Origin of the sequence: Arthrobacter ginsengisoli, assembly GCF_031456935.1 — a bacterium.
Classification (GTDB): Bacteria; Actinomycetota; Actinomycetes; order Actinomycetales; family Micrococcaceae; genus Arthrobacter; species Arthrobacter ginsengisoli.
In genome coordinates this window covers 63,966-82,340 of record NZ_JAVDVQ010000005.1, presented here as the reverse complement: position 1 = coordinate 82,340, position 18,375 = coordinate 63,966, and the positions used below count along the sequence as shown (strand labels likewise).

At 69.6% G+C, this 18,375-nt stretch carries 17 protein-coding genes; 4 read left to right on the top strand and 13 right to left on the bottom strand.

Going from position 1 to position 18,375, the window contains the following annotated elements:
- Positions 1-13: 13 nt before the first annotated feature.
- The 5 genes from J2X01_RS07650 to J2X01_RS07630 all read right to left on the bottom strand — a co-directional run bounded on the left by J2X01_RS07650 (position 14) and on the right by J2X01_RS07630 (position 5,459).
- Complete coding sequence (locus tag J2X01_RS07650) at positions 14-403, bottom strand: hypothetical protein (RefSeq protein ID WP_310052542.1); 390 nt, start codon at positions 401-403, stop codon at positions 14-16.
- 126 nt (positions 404-529) lie between these two features.
- Positions 530-2,161, bottom strand: coding sequence for a helix-turn-helix transcriptional regulator (locus J2X01_RS07645; protein ID WP_310052540.1), 1,632 nt, complete (start codon positions 2,159-2,161; stop codon positions 530-532).
- A 172-nt stretch (positions 2,162-2,333) separates the two neighbouring features.
- Positions 2,334-3,944: a chaperonin GroEL gene (gene groL, locus J2X01_RS07640; RefSeq protein ID WP_310052538.1), complete on the bottom strand. Its 1,611-nt coding sequence runs from the start codon at positions 3,942-3,944 to the stop codon at positions 2,334-2,336.
- Positions 3,945-4,020: 76 nt separating this feature from the next.
- The gene (groES, locus tag J2X01_RS07635; protein WP_024367421.1) at positions 4,021-4,317 is read right to left on the bottom strand and encodes a co-chaperone GroES; all 297 of its coding nucleotides are present in this window, start codon (positions 4,315-4,317) and stop codon (positions 4,021-4,023) included.
- 710 nt (positions 4,318-5,027) lie between these two features.
- Positions 5,028-5,459 (bottom strand): hypothetical protein, encoded by a 432-nt coding sequence (locus J2X01_RS07630; RefSeq protein ID WP_310052536.1) that lies wholly within the window; start codon positions 5,457-5,459, stop codon positions 5,028-5,030.
- 57 nt (positions 5,460-5,516) lie between these two features.
- Between J2X01_RS07630 and J2X01_RS07625 the strand changes: the two genes are divergently transcribed.
- The gene (locus tag J2X01_RS07625; RefSeq protein ID WP_310052534.1) at positions 5,517-6,737 is read left to right on the top strand and encodes a THUMP-like domain-containing protein; all 1,221 of its coding nucleotides are present in this window, start codon (positions 5,517-5,519) and stop codon (positions 6,735-6,737) included.
- 42 nt (positions 6,738-6,779) lie between these two features.
- Here the strand turns inward: J2X01_RS07625 and J2X01_RS07620 are convergent, their stop codons facing one another.
- The gene (locus J2X01_RS07620) at positions 6,780-7,607 is read right to left on the bottom strand and encodes a shikimate 5-dehydrogenase (RefSeq protein ID WP_310052531.1); all 828 of its coding nucleotides are present in this window, start codon (positions 7,605-7,607) and stop codon (positions 6,780-6,782) included.
- A gap of 230 nt (positions 7,608-7,837) precedes the next feature.
- Here J2X01_RS07620 and J2X01_RS07615 point away from each other — a divergent pair, with 230 nt between their 5' ends.
- Complete coding sequence (locus J2X01_RS07615) at positions 7,838-8,989, top strand: glutamate--cysteine ligase (protein ID WP_310052529.1); 1,152 nt, start codon at positions 7,838-7,840, stop codon at positions 8,987-8,989.
- A 27-nt stretch (positions 8,990-9,016) separates the two neighbouring features.
- Here the strand turns inward: J2X01_RS07615 and tsaD are convergent, their stop codons facing one another.
- The 6 genes from tsaD to J2X01_RS07585 form a co-directional block, all read right to left on the bottom strand.
- Positions 9,017-10,132, bottom strand: coding sequence for a tRNA (adenosine(37)-N6)-threonylcarbamoyltransferase complex transferase subunit TsaD (gene tsaD, locus J2X01_RS07610; protein WP_310052527.1), 1,116 nt, complete (start codon positions 10,130-10,132; stop codon positions 9,017-9,019).
- Positions 10,129-10,626: a ribosomal protein S18-alanine N-acetyltransferase gene (gene rimI, locus J2X01_RS07605; protein ID WP_310055594.1), complete on the bottom strand. Its 498-nt coding sequence runs from the start codon at positions 10,624-10,626 to the stop codon at positions 10,129-10,131. Before rimI ends, tsaD begins: the two co-directional genes overlap by 4 nt.
- Positions 10,627-10,691: 65 nt before the next feature.
- Positions 10,692-11,363, bottom strand: coding sequence for a tRNA (adenosine(37)-N6)-threonylcarbamoyltransferase complex dimerization subunit type 1 TsaB (tsaB, locus tag J2X01_RS07600; RefSeq protein ID WP_310052524.1), 672 nt, complete (start codon positions 11,361-11,363; stop codon positions 10,692-10,694).
- On the bottom strand, positions 11,363-11,992 hold the full coding sequence (gene tsaE / locus J2X01_RS07595) for a tRNA (adenosine(37)-N6)-threonylcarbamoyltransferase complex ATPase subunit type 1 TsaE (RefSeq protein ID WP_310052521.1): 630 nt from the start codon (positions 11,990-11,992) through the stop codon (positions 11,363-11,365). Before tsaE ends, tsaB begins: the two co-directional genes overlap by 1 nt.
- Positions 11,989-13,209 carry an alanine racemase gene (gene alr, locus J2X01_RS07590; RefSeq protein ID WP_310052519.1) on the bottom strand — a complete coding sequence of 407 codons (1,221 nt, stop codon included), beginning with the start codon at positions 13,207-13,209 and terminating at the stop codon, positions 11,989-11,991. The genes tsaE and alr overlap by 4 nt, the downstream gene beginning before the upstream one ends.
- A 505-nt stretch (positions 13,210-13,714) precedes the next feature.
- Positions 13,715-14,806 carry a carbohydrate kinase family protein gene (locus J2X01_RS07585; protein WP_310052515.1) on the bottom strand — a complete coding sequence of 364 codons (1,092 nt, stop codon included), beginning with the start codon at positions 14,804-14,806 and terminating at the stop codon, positions 13,715-13,717.
- 81 nt (positions 14,807-14,887) lie between these two features.
- On the opposite strand from J2X01_RS07585, the gene J2X01_RS07580 reads away from it, so the two are divergent.
- Positions 14,888-16,294 carry a family 4 glycosyl hydrolase gene (locus tag J2X01_RS07580; RefSeq protein ID WP_310052513.1) on the top strand — a complete coding sequence of 469 codons (1,407 nt, stop codon included), beginning with the start codon at positions 14,888-14,890 and terminating at the stop codon, positions 16,292-16,294.
- A gap of 42 nt (positions 16,295-16,336) precedes the next feature.
- Here J2X01_RS07580 and J2X01_RS07575 read toward each other — a convergent pair whose 3' ends face one another.
- Entirely contained in the window at positions 16,337-16,873 is a 537-nt protein-coding gene (locus J2X01_RS07575; protein WP_310052511.1) for a GNAT family N-acetyltransferase, read from the bottom strand.
- A 205-nt stretch (positions 16,874-17,078) separates the two neighbouring features.
- On the opposite strand from J2X01_RS07575, the gene mshA reads away from it, so the two are divergent.
- Positions 17,079-18,365 carry a D-inositol-3-phosphate glycosyltransferase gene (mshA, locus tag J2X01_RS07570; protein ID WP_310052509.1) on the top strand — a complete coding sequence of 429 codons (1,287 nt, stop codon included), beginning with the start codon at positions 17,079-17,081 and terminating at the stop codon, positions 18,363-18,365.
- The last annotated feature ends 10 nt before the right edge of the window (positions 18,366-18,375 follow it).

Genomic DNA, 18,375 nt, shown 5'->3' with positions numbered 1-18,375 from the left:
TCTCCTTAATCGTTCACTGGGATACTGACGGCTGAACCTTCCGTGGGCCGCCGTCCGGCCGGCCGTTGGGCCGCTTGTCGGGCCGGCTGTCGGGCTGGCTGTCGGGCTGGCTGTCGGTGCCCTGCCCGCCGGCACTGCCCTGCCCGCCGTCCCGGTAACGCAGCCACCATGCCAGCATCAGCGCGTACGCCAGGAGATAGGCCATGTGCAGGGTCCAGATGGGGCCGGCCGGAAGGTTGAAGACGTACACGGAATGGACGGCGTTGGCGACGTTGGTCAGCATCAGGTTCCCGAAGCTGTAGGAAGCCAGGTCCTTGGTCCGTGCCGCCTTGACCAGCATCGGCAGCATTCCGACGGCGAACAGCGCCGTGGAAAGTATGCCTGCGAGCACTGGGAGGTTCATGCTTTGAGGCTACGGCTGCGCGCCCGGGCTCCGCGTCGGCAGAATCATGCAAGTTCCCTCACGGCGCTGCTGCGTATTTCTGTGCAGGCGGAAAGGCGGTGCGGCTGAATCCCGCCGTGCGGGTTCTTAGCCTGCGAGCCCGTGCTCATACGCATAGCTGGTCGCGGCCGCCCGGGAAGTCAGGCCCAGTTTCAGGAAGATGTTGCTGAGGTGCCGGGCAACCGTCTTTTCACTCAAGAACAGTTCACCGGCGATGCCCCGGTTAGTCTTTCCGGTGGCCACCAGCTGGAGGATTTCGCACTCGCGGCGGGTGAGTGGACCGGCCGGGGCCGGCGTGCCTTCGCTCATCAGCGACGCCGCCCAGGTTGCCGCCGGTGCCGCTCCCAGCTCCAGCAGTGTTGTGTGGGCCGCTTCGAGGTGCATTAGCGCCGAGGCCTCATCGCCCAGGGCGCGGCAGGCGCGGCCGGCCAGCGCCTGGCAGCGTGCGGCCTCGAAGGGAACGCCCAATTCCTGCCACAGCCTCCACGCCTCGCGCAGGGATGCGGACGCGCCGAGGGCGTCGCCCCGGGCCAGACGGACCGCGCCGTCAGCCTGGCTGGCAAGGGCCCGGACCATGGGCTTGGGCGTTTCCCGGGCGAAGGCGGCCAACTCGTCCGCGCCGTTGCTGGCCGCGTCGAGGTCGTCGGCGGCGACCTCGATTTCCACCAGCGCGGGCAGCAGCTGCCGTCGGGTGCCGGGGGCCGTGGTGGCAGCCCGCCTGATGGCGGCCTGTGCCTTCGGTGCCTCGCCGCGGGCCAGGGCAAGGAGGGAAAGGCCCGGCTGGGGTTCATACCCGCTCCGGGCGGCCTGCCGGTAGGAGGCTTCGGCCGCATCCAGGTTGCCGGTAACCCGTTGGATGTCACCTTCCTCGACAAACGCGCCGTACAGCGCCTGCGGGTCTCCCCGTGCCGCAAGGGACTGGGCTGCCTTTGCTGCTTCCAGCGCTTCGGGCCAGGCACCGTGGAGGCGGAAGAGTTCGGCGCGGTGGGCCTGGCACTGGCCGCTGAAGGCCACCAGTCCAGGCTGGTTGAGGCACCAGTGGTCCAGGGCGGCTGTCCATTCCAGCGCACGCCCCAGGTCGAAGACCACGTGGCAGTATGCGATCACGGCGCAATACGCGATGCCGCAGGGTACCGGGGACAGCTCGCCGGCGGTGACGGCCACCATGACCTCGTCCAGCATCCCGAGCCCTTCATCGGCCCGGCCAAGCATGATGGTGGCCTGGCCTTTGCCCAGAAGGGAAAGTGCGGCCAGCTCCCGGTCCTGGAACCTTTGGCCGATGTCCGCCACCTGGGCAAAAATCTGCAGCGCGCCCGCAGGGTCACCGCCAAAGAGCTTGCCGACACCCATCGGGAGGAGCGTGAGGCCCTGCACGGCGCTGGGCTCGTGCAATTCATCCACGAGCCGCTGGCCGCGGGCCAACCATCCCCCCGCCCGGGACATCTCCCCCACGGTGATGAGATGTAAGCCCAGCCAGCCGGCACACCGGGCCGCGCCGACAACGTCGCCGACAACCAGGAACTCCTCATGGGCCCGGGTCAGCGAATCCAGGCCGGCAATGGTGTTTCCCGTGAGGATTTCTGCAGTTGCCAGCCGCTCAAGGTCAGTCGCCGGCAGTCCGCCGCGCTGGTCGGCATCACGGTAGCTCTGTTGGGCATCGGTCCAGCGCTGCTCGCGGAACGCTGATCGGCCCTGGTCCATGCCCGTCTCAGCGGACATCTGGCCTCCCTCCGGATACCATCAGCCCGGCCGGCGTCACAGCTGCCACTTGCCGGAAGCGCCGGCCCTTTAAGCGCCACGCTACGCCCGCGCCACATCGGGCACAACGGGCTCAATGCACAAAAAACCGGCCCAGCGGAGGCTGGACCGGTTTTTGTGCGCTGGCTGCAGCCTAGTGGCTGTGGCCTGCGTGCTCATCTTGGTCAGCAGGCTTCTCGACCACGAGGGTTTCCGTGGTGAGCACCAGTGCGGCGATGGAAGCCGCGTTGCGGAGGGCCGCACGCGTTACCTTCACGGGGTCGATGACGCCGGCCGCGATCAGGTCTTCATAGACGCCGGTCTTGGCGTTGAAGCCCTGGTTGTTCGCGGATTCGGCCACCTTGGCGACAACGACGTAGCCGTCGAAGCCGGCGTTCTGGGCGATCCAGCGCAGCGGCTGGGTCAGTGCCCGGCGGACGATGCCGACAGCGGCAGCTGCGTCACCCTCGAGGGCCTTGACGGCAGGGTCCTCGTCGAGCGCCTTGAGGGCGTGGATGAGGGCGGCGCCGCCGCCGGCCACGATGCCTTCTTCCAGGGCTGCGCGGGTCGAGGACACGGCGTCCTCGATGCGGTGCTTCTTTTCCTTCAGCTCGACCTCGGTGGCTGCGCCGACCTTGATCACGCCAATCCCGCCGGCCAGCTTGGCCAGGCGCTCCTGCAGCTTTTCCTTGTCCCAGTCGGAATCGGTGCGGGTCAGCTCGGCGCGCAGCTGGGAAACCCGGGCTGCGACGTCTTCTGCCGAACCGGCACCGTCAACGATCGTGGTGTTGTCCTTGGTGATGGTGATGCGCCGGGCGGTGCCCAGCACCTCCAGGCCGACCGTGTCCAGGCTGAGGCCCAGTTCCGGCGAGACAACCTGTGCGCCCGTGAGGGTAGCGATGTCCTGCAGCATGGCCTTGCGGCGGTCGCCGAAGCCCGGAGCCTTGACGGCAACGACGTTCAGGGTGCCGCGGATGCGGTTGACGATCAGCGTGGAGAGTGCCTCGCCGTCGACGTCCTCGGCGATGATGAAGAGCGGCTTGGAGCTCTGCAGCGCCTTCTCCAGCAGCGGCAGGAAGTCCTGGACCGAGGAGATCTTGCCCTGGTTGATCAGGATCAGGGCGTCTTCGAGGACAGCTTCCTGGCGTTCCGCGTCGGTGACGAAGTACGGGGACAGGTAGCCCTTGTCGAACTGCATGCCCTCGGTGAGGACCAGTTCGGTCTGCGTGGTGGAGGATTCCTCGATGGTGATCACACCATCCTTGCCGACCTTGTCGAATGCCTCGGCGAGGAGCTCGCCGATCTCGTCGCTCTGGGCGGAGATGGAGGCGACGTTGGCGACCTGGGTGCCTTCGACCGGGCGGGCGTTTTCGAGCAGGCGGGCGGCGATGGCCTCAACAGAGACCTCGATGCCGCGCTTGATCTGGCCCGGGGCGGCGCCGGCCGCAACGTTGCGGAGGCCTTCCTTGACCAGGGCCTGTGCCAGCACGGTGGCGGTGGTGGTGCCGTCGCCGGCGACGTCGTTGGTCTTGGTGGCGACCTCCTTGGCAAGCTGCGCGCCAAGGTTCTCGTACGGGTCGTCCAGCTCGACTTCACGGGCGATGGTGACACCATCGTTGGTGATCGTGGGGGCGCCCCACTTCTTGTCCAGCACGACGTTACGGCCGCGCGGGCCAAGCGTCACCTTGACCGTATTGGCGAGCTTATCGATGCCGGCTTCAAGCGACCGGCGGGCAGCGTCGTTAAACGCAAGCTGCTTTGCCATGGTTTTGTCCTTTCAAGACAGAACCCCGCGCGACTGACCCGTCAAAGAAGGATCGGCGGCGCGGGGTCCAAGAGAGTTACTTTACGACGATCGCCAGGACGTCGCGGGCGGACAGTACGAGGTACTCGGTGCCGCCGGTCTTGACTTCAGTTCCGCCGTACTTGGAGTAGATAACAACGTCACCGACGGTGACGTCGATCGGAACGCGGTTGCCGTTGTCGTCAAAACGGCCGGGGCCTACTGCGACAACTTCGCCTTCCTGCGGCTTTTCCTGCGCGGAGTCCGGGATAACCAGGCCGGAAGCCGTGGTCTGCTCGGCTTCGAGCGGGCGGACAACAATACGATCCTCAAGAGGCTTAATAGAGACCGACAATGACCTCTCCTTTTCGTCAGCAAATTCGTGGACATTAAAGCTGTGGGGCCAAGGCGTACAAACCGTCGTCGCGGTGCCGGCAGCAGCCTGGCTGATAAAGCTTCAGGTGTTAGCACCCTCCTAGGGAGAGTGCTAATGACGACTCTATGTAAGGAGTTAGCACTCGGTCAAGGCGAGTGCCAGAATTACGTTCCCGGTGAACGCCGGCCCCTCACCGGACATGCCCTCCCGTGACCTCCGGCAATGGACATTTCGGCATTATGTCCAGTTCCTGCGCTGAGGGGTGGACATGCCCACCGGGTGCGGAATGCCTGGGAGGACATGCCCATCCTTGGCTGCGGCCTGTGGACACTTGGGCATTGTGCTCGCCGCCGGCGCCGAAGGAGGGACATGTCCACCGGGTGCGGAATGCCCAGGAGGACATGCCCATCCCTGACTGCGGCCAGAGTGCTCTCTGCCGGCGCCGAGGGGTGGACATGCCCACCGCGTGCGGAATGCCCAGGAGGACATGCCCACCCTCGGCTGCGGCCAGGGGACACTTGGGCATTATGCTCGCCGCCGGCGCCGAAGGATGGACATGTTCACCGGGTGCGGAGTACCCAGGAGGACCTGCCCACCCTTGGCTGCGGCCAGGGGACACTTGGGCATTGTGCTCGCCGCCGGCACCGAAGGATGGACATGTCCACCGGGTGCGGAGCGGCGCCGCCGGACTACCGTCCGCCGAGGTCCTCGAAGTCGACGTCCTCACCGGTCTCCCCGTCGTCGGAACCCGCCTCGTTCCGGTGCCGGTACAGCACCAGGCCGCCGGCCGCGGCCAGGACAAAGCCCAAGACGAGGAAGACGACGCCGCCGGCGCGGACCCCGGCGTAGCTCTCGCGGATCGCCTTCGCCTCGTCGGTGGCGTCCGTGACGGCCTTGCCGCCGACCGAGTAGACCGTGGCGTTGAAGGAATCCAGGAGGAAGATAATGACCAGCAGCGCCGCGCAGACGACGGCGATAACGCCGCCGGCGATGAGCGCCGGCCGGGCGTAGCGGGCCAGTCCCTGGCGGGCGGGAGCGCCGCCGTCGGCGTCCTGCCGGGCGGCGTCGACCGTCTGGTAGCTTTCGTCCGTGCTGCTGGTTGCCGTGCCGCTGTCTTCCATGCCGTCAAGCCTATCGGGCGCACGGTCTCAACCTCGCCCTGAACTAGGCTTGATTGCATGGCTGACGCACCGCAGGACCAGATTGCCCCGCTCCTCAACCCCGAGGGCTGGGAGCTGCTGGCATCACTCGGGCCGTACCGGGAGGACGAGGCGTTCCGTCTCAACGCCTCCCTCCGGAAGGCCGGCCACTCCCCCGAGCTCGTCTCCGCGGTGCTCACCCAGTCCCGGCTGCGGACCAAGGCCGAGGCCAAGTTCGGCGAGTTCGCCCGGCAGATGATCTTCACCCAGGCGGGCCTGGAGCAGGCCACCCGGCTCACCGTGGCGGCCCGGCACGCGCAGCGCTTCGCGGAAGCCGGCGTGCAGCATGTTGCGGATCTTGGCTGCGGCCTCGGCGCCGACGCCATGGCACTCGCCTCCCTGGACATCCAGGTCACGGCCGTGGAAATGGACGAGACCACCGCCGCCTGCGCCACCATGAACCTGATCCCGTTCCGGAACGCCACCGTGGTCCACTCCGATGCGACGGCGTTTGCGCTCGACGGGATCGACGGCGTCTGGCTCGACCCGGCACGCCGGACCACCTCCACGTCGGGCACGAAGCGGCTGTGGGATCCGGAGGACTTCTCCCCTCCGCTGTCCTTCGTCGAGTCCCTGGCCGGAGCCGGCCTGGCCGTGGGGGTCAAGATGGGCCCGGGCATGCCGCACGATTCGGTGCCCCGGGACTGCGAAGCCCAGTGGGTTTCGGTGGGCGGGGACGTCACCGAAGTGGCGCTGTGGTTCAACGCGGTCCGGCGCCCCGGGATCCGGCGGGCCGCCCTGCTGCTCGGCCCCGCGGGCGCGTCGGAACTCAGCAGCGCCGAGGACTTCGACGGCGGCCCGGCCGCCCCGGTGGGTCCGGTCGAGGGTTACCTCTACGAGCCCGACGGCGCCGTCATCCGCGCCGGGCTGGTGGCCGATGTCGCGCTCCAGCTGGGCGGGCACCTCGTGGACGAGCACATCGCCTACATCTGCGCCCCGGAACTTCAGGACACCCCGTTTGCCCGGGCCTACAAGGTCCTGGAGGTGATGCCGTACAACGTCAAGGCGCTGAAGGCCTGGGTTAAGGACCAGGGCATCGGAGTGCTGGACATCAAGAAGCGCGGCACCTCGGTCACCCCGGAGGAACTGCGCAAACAGTTGTTGCCCGGAGGGCACAAGGGCCGGGGCAAGAACACAGCCACCCTGGTCCTCACCAGGATCGGCGAGGAGCGGGTGGCCATTTCGGTCCAGCCGGTCTAGAACCGGCGCCGCCGGCTGGCCATATTCCCGGTTTCCGGGAGGCTACTGGGCCCGCATAAAGTCCTCGGCCGCCCGGACCTGCTCGTCGCCGGGCCGGATCCCGGTGTACAGCACAAACTGTTCCAGCGCCTGGATGGTCGCCACCTCCGCGCCGGTGATCACGGTCTTGCCGGCCGCCCGGGCGGCCTTGATCAGCGGCGTCTCGGCCGGCAACGCGACGACGTCGAACACCACCGTCGCGGCGTCGATCGCCGACGGCGGGAAGGACAGGGAATCGGCGTCCGGGCCGCCCGCCATGCCCACCGGCGTGACGTTGATGATCATGTCGGCCCGCCCGGCGGCGGACGGATCGACGTCGGCGCGCCAGGCGAAGCCGTAGAGCCCGGCGAGCGCCCGGCCGGCTTCCTCGTTGCGCGCTATTACGGTGACGTTCCGGAAGCCGGCGTCGCGCAGTGCCGCGGCGGTGGCCTTCGCCATGCCGCCGGCGCCCTTCAGCAGCACCGAATAGGAGGCGGGCACGGCGTTGCGCTGCAGCAGCTGCTCGATCGCCGTGTAGTCGGTGTTGTAGGCGGTGAGCGTGCCGCCGTCGTTGACGATGGTGTTGACCGAGTCGATCGCTTTCGCGGACGGATCCATCACATCCACGAGGGCAATGACATCCTCCTTGTAGGGCATCGACACTGCGCAGCCGCGGATCCCGAGTCCGCGCACACCGGCGATCGCCTGTGCGAGGTCTGTCGGGGCGAAGGCCTTGTAGATCCAGTTCAGGCCGAGCTGTTCATACAGATGGTTGTGGAAGCGCGTCCCGTTGTTGCTCGGCCGGGCCGAGAGCGAGATGCAGAGGGTCATGTCTTTGTTCAGGATGGGCACCACTCCATTAAACGCCAGGCCGGTCCGGCGTGGCCCGCTCCCGGACGCGGTGTTGCCGTCCGATTATTTTTGTGAACACTTTCACGTTTCGGGTGCAGTCCGGCCAGCGGCTCCACGCCGCCCCTGCACTAGACTTGAGCCACCGTTGCCCCGCCAACTGTCCGGCGAATCCGCCGATGACGTTGCCGGCCGGGGCATGGATACGGACAGTGCAACAACGAAGGGACCACATGAAGATTGATTTCGCTTCATCCAGGCAATCAACTCTTGGTGTGGAATGGGAACTTGCCCTCGTCGACGCGGAAACCGGGGAGCTGGCCTCGGTGGCCAAGGAGGTTCTCCGCGGTGTCGCCGCGAGGCATCCCGAACTGAACGAGGACGACGAGCACCCGCACATCAAGCAGGAGCTGCTGCTGAACACGGTGGAGCTTGTGACCGGGATCTGCAACACCGTGGCCGAGGCCAAGGCGGACCTGAGCAGCTCCCTCGCCGCCGTCCGTGACGTCACCGATCCGATGGGCGTCGAGATCTTCTGCGCCGGCAGCCACCCCTTCAGCCCCCCGCAGCTGCAGCCGGTGACGGACAAGGAGCGTTACGCCAAGCTCATTGACCGCACGCAGTGGTGGGGCCGCCAGATGGTGATCTACGGTGTCCACGTGCATGTGGGCCTGGACAGCCGGGACAAGGTCCTCCCGGTTCTGGATGGCCTCGTGAACTACTTCCCGCAGTTCCAGGCGCTCTCCGCCTCGAGCCCGTTCTGGGGTGGCGAGGACACCGGCTACGCCTCGCAGCGCGCCCTGATGTTCCAACAGCTGCCGACGGCCGGCCTGCCCTTCCAGTTCGCCAGCTGGGCGGACTTCGAGTCCTATGCCCAGGACATGTTCACCACCGGTGTGATCGACTCGCTCTCGGAAATCCGCTGGGACATCCGGCCGGTTCCGCATTTCGGCACCATCGAGATGCGCATCTGCGACGGCCTGGCCTCGCTGGAGGAAGTCGGCGCCATCGCCGCGCTGACGCAGTGCCTCGTCGACGAGTTCTCCACAACGCTGGACAACGGCGGCACCATCCCCACCATGCCTCCGTGGCATGTGCAGGAGAACAAATGGCGGGCGGCGCGCTACGGCCTGGACGCCATCATCATCCTCGACGCCGCAGGCAACGAGCAGCTCGTCACCGACCACATCCGCGAAACGGTCGCGCGGCTTGAACCCGTCGCGGTGAAACTGGGCTGCACCGCAGAACTGGCCGACGTCCTGAAGATCATCGACCGCGGCTCCGGGTACCAGCGGCAGCGGCGCGTGGCGGAGGAACACGGTGGCGACCTGCGCGCCGTCGTACTGGATCTGGTCCAGCAGATGCGCAAGGGCCCCGCAGCCTAGGCCCCGGGACCGCTCCGCGGGACCGCGTCAGGCCGAGACGGTGGTCACCGGCATCGAGGAATCCGGTGCGAAGGCGATACCGCTCGGCGCGATCCCCGCCATCACCAGCTGGGCGCCGAGCGCCGCGACCATGGCACCGTTGTCCGTGCACAGGGCCAGCGGCGGGACGGTCAGCCGGATGCCGGCGGCGCTGCAGCGCTGTTCGGTGAGCTGGCGCAGCCGGGAATTCGCCGCCACGCCGCCGCCCAGCAGCAGTTCGGTGATGCCGTTCTCCCGGCACGCCAGCACCGCCTTGGACGTAATGATGTCCACCACGGCCTCCTGGAAGGCCGCGGCGACGTCCGCCACCGGAACCGGCTCGCCGCGGGCCTCGAACTGCTCCACGCAGCGGGCGACGGCGGTCTTAAGTCCGCTGAACGACCAGTCGTAGCGGTGCGGGCCGGGCTCGTCCGCAGTCCCCATGTATTTGGGCTGGCTGAGGCCGCGCGGGAAGCGGATCGCCTTGGCGTTTCCGGCGCGTGCCAGCCTGTCGATGGCCGGGCCGCCCGGATAGCCGAGGCCCAGCAGGCGCGCCACCTTGTCGTAGGCCTCGCCGGCGGCGTCGTCGATTGTGGACCCGAGGAGTTCGACGTCCCCGGTGATGTTCCGGATCCGCAGGATTTCGGTGTGCCCGCCGGAGACCAGCAGGGCGCCCAGGTTGTCCGGCAGGGTGTTGCCCTGCGGGCCGATCTCCTGCGGGCCGCCGTCGTCCGTCCGGAGCAGCCCGACGCCGACGTGCGCGACGAGGTGGTTGATCGCGTAGAGCGGTTTGCCCGTGGCGACGGCGAGCGCCTTGGCCGCGCAGACGCCCACCATCAGGGCTCCCGCGAGCCCCGGACCGGAGGTGACGGCGATCGCGTCGATCTCATCCAGGGTGACCCCGGCTTCGGCCAGCGCCTCGCGGAGCGTGGGCACGAAGGCGTCCAGGTGGGCGCGGGAGGCGATCTCGGGAATCACGCCGCCGAACCGGACATGCTCCTCCATCGAGGAGGACACCGTGTTGGTCAGCAGCTGCGTGCCGCGGACAATCCCGACGCCGGTCTCGTCGCAGGAGGATTCGATGCCGAGGACCAGCGGCCGGCCACCGTTCTGGGTGCTGTTCATGGGCGGTCTGCTTCCCTGGGCGTGGTGTCGGTTTCGCGGATGCCGGCTTCGGGCGTGCCGGGTTCGGGCGTGCCGAGCCGCAGCCGCATGATCAGCGCGTCGACGCCGTCGCGGTAGTAGCGCCGCCGCACGTGGATCTGTTCGAAGCCGTAGCGGTGGTAGAGCTGCTGGGCGCGGGGGTTGTCGGCCCGGACCTCCAGGAGCACGTCCGCGGCGCGGCGCCGCCGGCTTTCCCGGATGAGTTCGGTGAGCAGCGCCGAACCGATCCCCCGGCCTTCCTGCTCCGGGACGACGGCGATGGTCTGGACGTCCGAGATCGGCTCGATGCACATCAGCCCCGCGTAGCCCACGATCGTCCCGGCCCGCTCGGCCACGAGGTAGTGCCTCGTTTCGGCCTGCGCCAGCTCGTCGACGAACATCTTCAGCGGCCAGGCGTCCACCGGGAAGAGCCTGCGCTCCAGTTGATGCACGGCGGGGATGTCCGCCGGGGTCATCTCCCGCAGGGTCACACCCGCCGGCGCCCCTGCGGGGCCGCTGGCGGGATCCCCAGCCGGGGCGTTCACAGCGCCCTCTTCCGCGGCCCGGGAACCTGGGCGTCGGACTCGCGCAGGTAGAGCGGTGTGGAATCGAGCAGCCGCTCCCCGGCCGCGAGCCGGGCAAGGGCGAACTGCCCCAGCGAAAGGGCCTCCGGTTGGCGGGAGCTGAATTCGGGGACCGCCTTGACGACGTCGGCATAGAGGCCCGCGCCGGCGCCGTAGACCGGAAGATCGGGCAGGTCCGCGGCGTAGCCGACGTGCGGGCCGTCCACGAGCTGCGGCAGTTGGGCGCCGGTGAGGGCATACCGGGCCCAGTAGACCTCTTTCCGCCGCGCATCCGTGGCGACGATGAACTCCGGCGCCGCAGCGGTGGACTCCGCCACTTCCAGCGCGATGGCATCCAGGCTCATCAGTCCGTACAGCGGTTTGCCCCACACGAATGAGAGGGTGCGGGCCGTGACGATGCCGGAGCGCAGGCCGGTAAACGGGCCCGGCCCCACCCCGGTGACGACGGCGTCGACGTCGGCGCCGCTCAGGCCAGCCTCGGCGAGGAGCGCCTCGATGCCGGGGGCCAGCACTTCGGCGTGGCTCCGGGTGTCCTCGGTGGAGAAGCTGCCCACGAGCGTCTCCGGGGCGTCATCGGAGACGAGCGCGGCGCTGGCCACGGCCGAGGTGTCAATGGCAAGGATCAGCATCAGGTCCCTTCCGGGGTGTGGGGCGCGGGCAGGGCGGGCGCGTCCACCCAGCGGGGGCCGAAGCCCCGGATCACGATCGTGCGGGGTTCGTCGTCGTCGTCAGTGTCGAAGTCCAGCACGCCGGGATCCCCGGCGGCCGCCATGTCCCCGGCGGTTTCCGGGGCGTGCGCTGTTTGCGGGGCGGGGACCGCGGCGTGCGGGACGGCACCCAGGCTGCGGACCAGGTCCACCTCGAGTCGGCTCTCGCTCAGGTGCTCCACCCGGCCGCGGCCCCATTCGACCACGGTCACGGCGCTGTCCAGGGTGTTTTCGAGGTCGATATCGTCGATTTCCGAGGCTGACCCGAGCCGGTACGCGTCAACGTGCACGAGGTCGGGGCCGCCGGGGCGCGGACCGCCGGGAAGGTTCGGGTGGATGCGGACCAGCACGAAAGTCGGTGAGATGATGCCGGCCCGGACGCCCAGCCCCTCGCCGAGGCCCTGGGTGAAGGTGGTCTTCCCCGCTCCCAGTTCGCCGGTCAGGACCAGCAGGTCGCCGGCCTCCAGCTGCGCACCGAGGCCGGCCGCGAGGGCGTGGGTCTCGTCCGCGGTCCGGACTTCCAGGCTCCGTTCCCAGGCCGCCGCGCTCACGGCCGGTTCTCGTCGCTGGCGGGTTCTTCATTGATGTAGCGGCGGGGCACGCGGGGGCTGATCCGGGTGACGATCTCGTAGTTGTTGGTCCCGGCAGCCCGGGCCCAGTCTTCTGCGGTGGGGCCGCCGTCGCCGCCGTTGCCGAACAGCACCGCCTCGGCGCCGAGAAGGCTGGGCCCGCCGGCTGACACGTGGAGCGGGCCGAGGTCGATCACCATCTGGTCCATCGCGATGCGTCCCACCACCGGGTAGTTCACGCCGCTGACGCGGACCGGACCTCCGGTGGCGATCCGCGGGACGCCGTCGGCGTAGCCGAGCGGGATCAGGCCCAGGGTGCTCGCGCTGCCCGTGCGGTAGTTCAGGCCGTAGGACACACCCTGGCCGGCCTGGACATCCTTGCAGTGTGAAACGACGGTGCGGACGGTCATTGCCGGGCGCAGGCCCAGCTCGTCCGGGCTCTGCCCCTCGAAGGGCGAGAGCCCGTAGAGTCCCAGTCCGACGCGGACGAGGTCAAAGTGCGTGTCGGGCCGGGACAGGGTGGCCGGGGTGTTGGCGAGGTGCCGCACCTCGGGGTCGACGCCGGCGTCCTGGGCGATGGCGAGGGCCTCTCGGAAGGCCGCCAGCTGGTCGTCGGTTTCCGGGCGCTCGGGTTCGTCGGCGACCGCCAGGTGGGAGAAGATCCCGACCACCCGCAGCAGGCCCTGGTCCTGGTACTCCATGGCTTCGCCGACGAGGCTGTCCCAGGCATCCAGGGTCGCCCCGTTGCGGCCGAGCCCGGTGTCCACTTTCAGGTGCACGCGGGCCGGCCGTTCCTGCTCGCGGGCGGCCGCCACAATGCGTTCCAGTTCCCAGCCCGAGCAGCCGACGTCGATCCCCGCGGCCACGGCGGCGGCGAAGTTGCTCTCCGGGGTGTGCAGCCAGGCCAGCAGCGGCGCCTCGATGCCGGCGGCGCGCAGGGCCAGGGCCTCGGAAATGTGGGCCGTTCCCAGCCAGTGGGCGCCGGCGCTGATCGCTGCGCGGGCCACAGGAACGGCGCCGTGCCCGTACGCGTCGGCCTTGACCACGGCCATCACCCGGGCCGGCGAGGCCACGGCGGCCAGATGCCGGACGTTGTGCCGGATGGCTTCGAGGTCGATTACTGCCGAGCGTTCCTCGGCATAGGCGGGCAGGGACTCCGGGACGGGCCGGAAATCACCGGTTGCTGCTGGGTAAGTCACTTAACGATTCTAGGGGTGGCAGCGCGCGGGGCTGAATTCGGGCCCCGCACCGGCACCCCGCCCCGCCGCAGCCCCAGCCGCCCCGGCCCCAGCCCCAGCCCCAGCCCGTGGGACATGCTCAGTGTTCGCGCCCGGGCCTGCGCACAATGCCACCAGGTCCATTCCCCACCCCGGCCGCGGGACATGTCCAGCGGCCACCAGGTCCACGGCGAGCCAAACCCCTGCCCTCCCCTGTCCGCCCGCGTCCGCCCGTGGGACATGCTCAGTGTTCGCGGCCGCGGCTGCGCACAATGCCACCATGTCCATTCCCCGCCCCGGCCGCGGGACATGTCCAGCGGCCACCAGGTCCAGAGCGAGCCAAACCCCTGCCCTCCCCTGTCCGCCCGCGTCCGCCCGTGGGACATGCTCAGTGTTCGCGCCCGGGCCTGCGCACAATGCCACCATGTCCATTCCCCGCCCCGGACGGAGGGCATGTCCCCCCGGGGGCGAGCCGGGAGGGAAGGGCCTATGCGTCCGAAAGGTGCGCGATGGTCGCCGTCGCCCGCCGCTGCGCTTCCGGCGGCACATCACGGACGATGTCCTCAAGGAAGCGGTAGCGCCGAAGCCATTGGCTGCTCTGCCGTTCCTTCCGGGCGTTGGCCCGCTGCCACCAGTCGGCGATGTCCCCCCAGCCCGGTGCGGCCAGCGAGCCGCCGACCTCCTGCACGGCGAGGGCGGCGCAGAGATTGGCGAAGCGCAGGCGGTCGCCGAGCGGCCACCCGGCCAGGCAGCCGACGATGAAGGCGGCGCCGAAACAGTCGCCCGCCCCGGTCGGATCGTACGCGGACACCGGCAGCGAGGGCACCCACTCCTCTTCGCCCGTTTGGGAGTCCACGGCCATTGCCCCCTGCGCCCCCAGGGTCACGACGGCGACCGGCACCTTCTCCGCCAGGGCGTAGAGCGCCGCCCACGGATTGTCGTGGCCGGTGAAGGACATCGCCTCGTGCTGGTTCGGCATAAAGGCGTGGAAGTACTGCAGGTTGTCCAGCCGGGTGGGGGACCAGACGCCGGTGGGGTCCCAGCCGACGTCGCCGAACAGCAGGACGCCGGCCTTGTACGCGTCCAGCGCCCACGGTTCCAGTGCCTCACCGAGCTCGGCGACGGCGGCGAGCGCGGGCGGGGGGCAGCCGACCAGCTCGCTGGAACTCACCGGGGCCGGGTGGCCGTGCGTGACCATGGAGCGGTCTTGCTCCACACTGAGCGACACCGTGACCGGCGAGTGCCAGCCGGGCACGCGCCGGGACAGTGACAGGTCCACGTGTTCCTGGCCGGCCAGGATCTTCCAGTTGTAGTCGCCGTAACCGTCGTCGCCGAACGCGGCCGCCAGCCCGGTCCGCAGCCCGAGCCGGGCCGCGGCGATGGCCTGGTTGGCCACGCCGCCGGGGCAGCTGCCCATCCCGTCGCTCCAGATCTCGGTGCCCGCGACCGGCGGGTGCGGCAGCCCGGTGAAGATGATGTCCTGGAAGACGGTCCCGGTCAACAGCAGGTCGAAGCCGTCCGCCGTCGGGGTTCGGACGGCGGAAAGCGGGTCAAAACGCCGCGTCGGCATCGCGTCCATGTATGGCACATTACGCCGTCCCGGTACCGCTGGAAAGGCATCGGCCGGGCCGGCACGGGCCACTGTGCATAGACTGTCGGCATGCGGCTGATGATTGCCGGGGGCGGCGGGTTCCGCGTACCGCTGGTCTACCGGGCGCTCTGCGCGGGACCCTTCGCCGGGCTGGTCCGGGAACTGGTGCTGTACGACGTCGATCCGCGCCGCCTCGCCGCCATCAACGCGGTGCTGGCCTCACTCGCGGGGCAGGCACCCGGCGCCGCGCCGCGTCCCGCGGTGCGGGCCACCACCTCACTCGACGAGGCGCTCGACGGCACGGACCTGGTCTTCGCCGCGATCCGCCCCGGCGGGACGGCCGGCCGCACCGCCGATGAACGGGTGGCCCTGGACCTGGGACTGCTCGGCCAGGAGACCACGGGAGCCGGCGGCATCTCTTACGCCCTGCGGTCCATCCCGCGCATGCTCGAACTCGCAGAACAGATGCGGCGCCGCTGCCCGGACGCGTGGCTGCTGAACTTCACCAACCCGGCCGGCATTGTCACCGAGGCCCTGGTGCCGGTGCTCGGCCACCGGGTGGTGGGCATCTGCGATTCGGCCAGCGGGCTGGTCCACCGGGCGGCGCGCGCCGCCGGCGTCGAGCTTCCTGAGGGCAGGCTCGACGGCGTGGGCTACTACGGCCTGAACCATCTCGGCTGGCTGTACCGGCTGGAGTCCGGCGGCCGCGACGTGCTGCCCGGGCTGCTGGCCGACGCCGGCGCGTTGGCCGGCTTCGAGGAAGGCCGCCTCTTTCCGCAGCCCTTCCTGGCGGCACTGGGGTGCCTGCCGAACGAGTACCTCTATTACTTCTACGAGACGCAGCGTGCCCTGGCCGGTATCCGCTCCGCCGCGACGACCCGCGGGGAGTCCATCGACCGGCAGCAGTCCGAGCTGTACCCGCGGCTCGCGGCGGCCGGACCCGAGGCCTACCGGCTGTGGGACGCCGCACGCCGTTCCCGCGAAGAGGGCTACCTCGCCGAGGCCCGCACCGCCGGCGAGCGCCGGGATGAGACGGACCTGGCCGGCGGCGGCTACGAACGGGTCGCGCTCGCCGTCATGCGTGCCCTCTCCGGCGGCGGTCCGGCGGAGCTGATCCTGAACACCCCCAACACCACCGGCGGCGCCGGTGCCCCGGCGGCGATTCCGGGACTGCCAGTGGACGCCGTCGTCGAAGTCCCCTGCACGGTGACACCCGACGGCGTCGTGCCGCTGCCGCAGGAGCGCCCGGCGCCGGCCCAGCTGGCACTGCTCCGGCGGGTGAAGGACGTCGAACGGCTCGTCGTGACGGCCACCCGCCGGGGCGCCGGGACCACCGGGCCTGGCCGCCGGGACGCGGCGCGCGCGGCCTTCGCCGGGCACCCGCTGGTCGACTCCGCGGACCTCGCGGACCAGCTGATGGCCGGCTACGAGGCCGCCTTCCCGGAGCTGGGGACGCTCTGGTCCGGGGAGTCCTGAGGCGCCGGCGCCAGATGTCGTCAGCCGGCAGCCTGGTTGCCGCTAAAGCCTGCGGTACATCAGGTGCAGGCCCACGTAGCCCAGCCGCGGGTGCAGGAATGCCTCCGGAATGGTCGCCAGCACCTCAAAACCCATGGACTGCCAGGCGGCAACAGCCCGGACGTTGCTTTCGACGACGGCATTGAACTGCATGGCCCGGAACCCGGCCGCCCTGGCCGCGTCCAGCGAATAGGCACACAGCGCACGGGCCACGCCCTTGCCGCCGTGCGCCGGGTGGACCATGTACCCGGCATTAGCGACGTGGCTTCCGCCGCCGCCCTGGTTCGGGTGCAGCTCGCCGGTGCCAAGAACGACCCCGTCGAGTTCCCCGCGCCCCGCCGCGACGAAAGTCTGGCCCGGCGGCTGGTTGAACCAGCGTTCCCCGGCCTGGTACTCGGTGGTGTCCCGGTCCCAGGTGAAGGTCTCGCCGGCCCTGATCACGGGCTCGAGGATCTCCCAGATCGCCGGCCAGTCCGCGCCGGTGGCCGGGCGGATGTCCCAGCCGGGGACGGAGGAATCCGTTTCTTCGCGTGTGCTCACAGCCGTCACGTTAGCAGCACGCCCGGCCCTGTGACCGGCGCCGCCCACCGGCCTGTGAACCCGCGGGAACTTCAGGAGTAGTGTTTTATCGAAATGCAGTTCCGGCAGGCTCCTTTAGGGGCACGCTTCACCGGGACCGGTTTCACCACAACGTGTCCATCCGGACGTGTTCCACCAGGACGTGTCCGGAGAGGGAGGGAGACAGATGTCGCTGGTCCGCCGTGTGGCTTTCCTGTCCCTGCACACCTCCCCGATGGAGCAGCCCGGGTCAGGCGACGCCGGGGGCATGAACGTGTACATCCGCGCCCTCGCCGCGGCCCTCGCCGAAACCGGCGTCGAAGTGGAGATCTTCACCCGGTCCACGTCCGCCGGACAGGCCGCCGTCGAGCACCCTTCCCCCGGCGTCTGCGTCCACAACGTCCTGGCCGGTCCGACCCGGAAGCTGCCCAAGGAGGAACTGCCCGAACTGCTGCACAGCATGGTGGCCGAAATCGACCGGATCCGGCAGCTCCAGCCGCACGGCCGCTACGACGTGATCCATTCGCACTACTGGGTTTCCGGGGTGGCCGGGCTCGAGCTCGGTAGCCTCTGGGGCCGTCCCCTCGTCCACACCATGCACACCATGGCCAAGGTGAAGAACCTGCTGCTGGTCGCCGGTGAGCAGCGCGAGCCGCGCCGGCGCGAGGACGGCGAGCAGCGGATTGTCGACGGCGCCACCCGGCTGGTCGCCAACACGGGCACCGAAGCGGCGGAACTGGTCTCGCACTACCACGCGGACAACGACCGCATCGATGTGGCACCGCCCGGCGTCGACCTGGAGATCTTCACCCCGGCCTTCCGCAGCCGGGCCCGGGCCGCCCATGGGGTGCCGCCGGGCCGCTTCCACCTGTTGTTCGCCGGGCGGATCCAGCGCCTCAAAGGTCCGCAGATCCTGGTGAAGGCCGCCGCCCTGCTGCGGGCACGGCGTCCGGACATCGACCTTCAGCTGACCATCCTCGGCGCGGTCAGCGGGGCCAAGGACTTCGATTTGAAGGCGCTGATCAGCGCCGCGGGAATGGACGACGTCGTCACCCACCATCCGCCGGTCAGCGCACCGAAGCTCGCCGGCTGGTTCCGATCCGCCGACGTCGTGGTGATGCCGTCCTACAGCGAATCCTTCGGTCTCGTGGCGCTCGAAGCCCAGGCCTGCGGAACGCCGGTGGTCGCCACCAAGGTCGGCGGGCTGTCCCGTGCCATCTTCGACGGCCGGACCGGGTTGCTCGTCGAGGGCCACAAGGCCGCCGACTGGGCCGACGCCCTGGAAGCCCTGTACGACGACCCTGCGACCCGCGCGGACATGGGCCGCGCGGCCGCCCTGCACGCGGAGGGATTCGGCTGGCAACACACCGCCGCGGTCACGCTGGAGAGCTACCACACGGCCATCAGCCAGTACTTTGGAAACCTGACCATTCCGGTGGGCCACACGCCCTCAACCGGAACCATGGGCCGGTAGCAGCGGCCCG

Coding starts and splice junctions, on each gene's coding strand:
- J2X01_RS07650 (WP_310052542.1), bottom strand. CDS start 403: ATGAACCTCCCAGTGCTCGCAGGCATACTTTCCACGGCGCTGTTCGCC.
- J2X01_RS07645 (WP_310052540.1), bottom strand. CDS start 2,161: ATGTCCGCTGAGACGGGCATGGACCAGGGCCGATCAGCGTTCCGCGAG.
- groL (WP_310052538.1), bottom strand. CDS start 3,944: ATGGCAAAGCAGCTTGCGTTTAACGACGCTGCCCGCCGGTCGCTTGAA.
- J2X01_RS07630 (WP_310052536.1), bottom strand. CDS start 5,459: ATGGAAGACAGCGGCACGGCAACCAGCAGCACGGACGAAAGCTACCAG.
- J2X01_RS07625 (WP_310052534.1), top strand. CDS start 5,517: ATGGCTGACGCACCGCAGGACCAGATTGCCCCGCTCCTCAACCCCGAG.
- J2X01_RS07615 (WP_310052529.1), top strand. CDS start 7,838: ATGAAGATTGATTTCGCTTCATCCAGGCAATCAACTCTTGGTGTGGAA.
- tsaD (WP_310052527.1), bottom strand. CDS start 10,132: ATGAACAGCACCCAGAACGGTGGCCGGCCGCTGGTCCTCGGCATCGAA.
- rimI (WP_310055594.1), bottom strand. CDS start 10,626: ATGACCCCGGCGGACATCCCCGCCGTGCATCAACTGGAGCGCAGGCTC.
- tsaB (WP_310052524.1), bottom strand. CDS start 11,363: ATGCTGATCCTTGCCATTGACACCTCGGCCGTGGCCAGCGCCGCGCTC.
- J2X01_RS07585 (WP_310052515.1), bottom strand. CDS start 14,806: ATGGACGCGATGCCGACGCGGCGTTTTGACCCGCTTTCCGCCGTCCGA.
- J2X01_RS07580 (WP_310052513.1), top strand. CDS start 14,888: ATGCGGCTGATGATTGCCGGGGGCGGCGGGTTCCGCGTACCGCTGGTC.
- mshA (WP_310052509.1), top strand. CDS start 17,079: ATGTCGCTGGTCCGCCGTGTGGCTTTCCTGTCCCTGCACACCTCCCCG.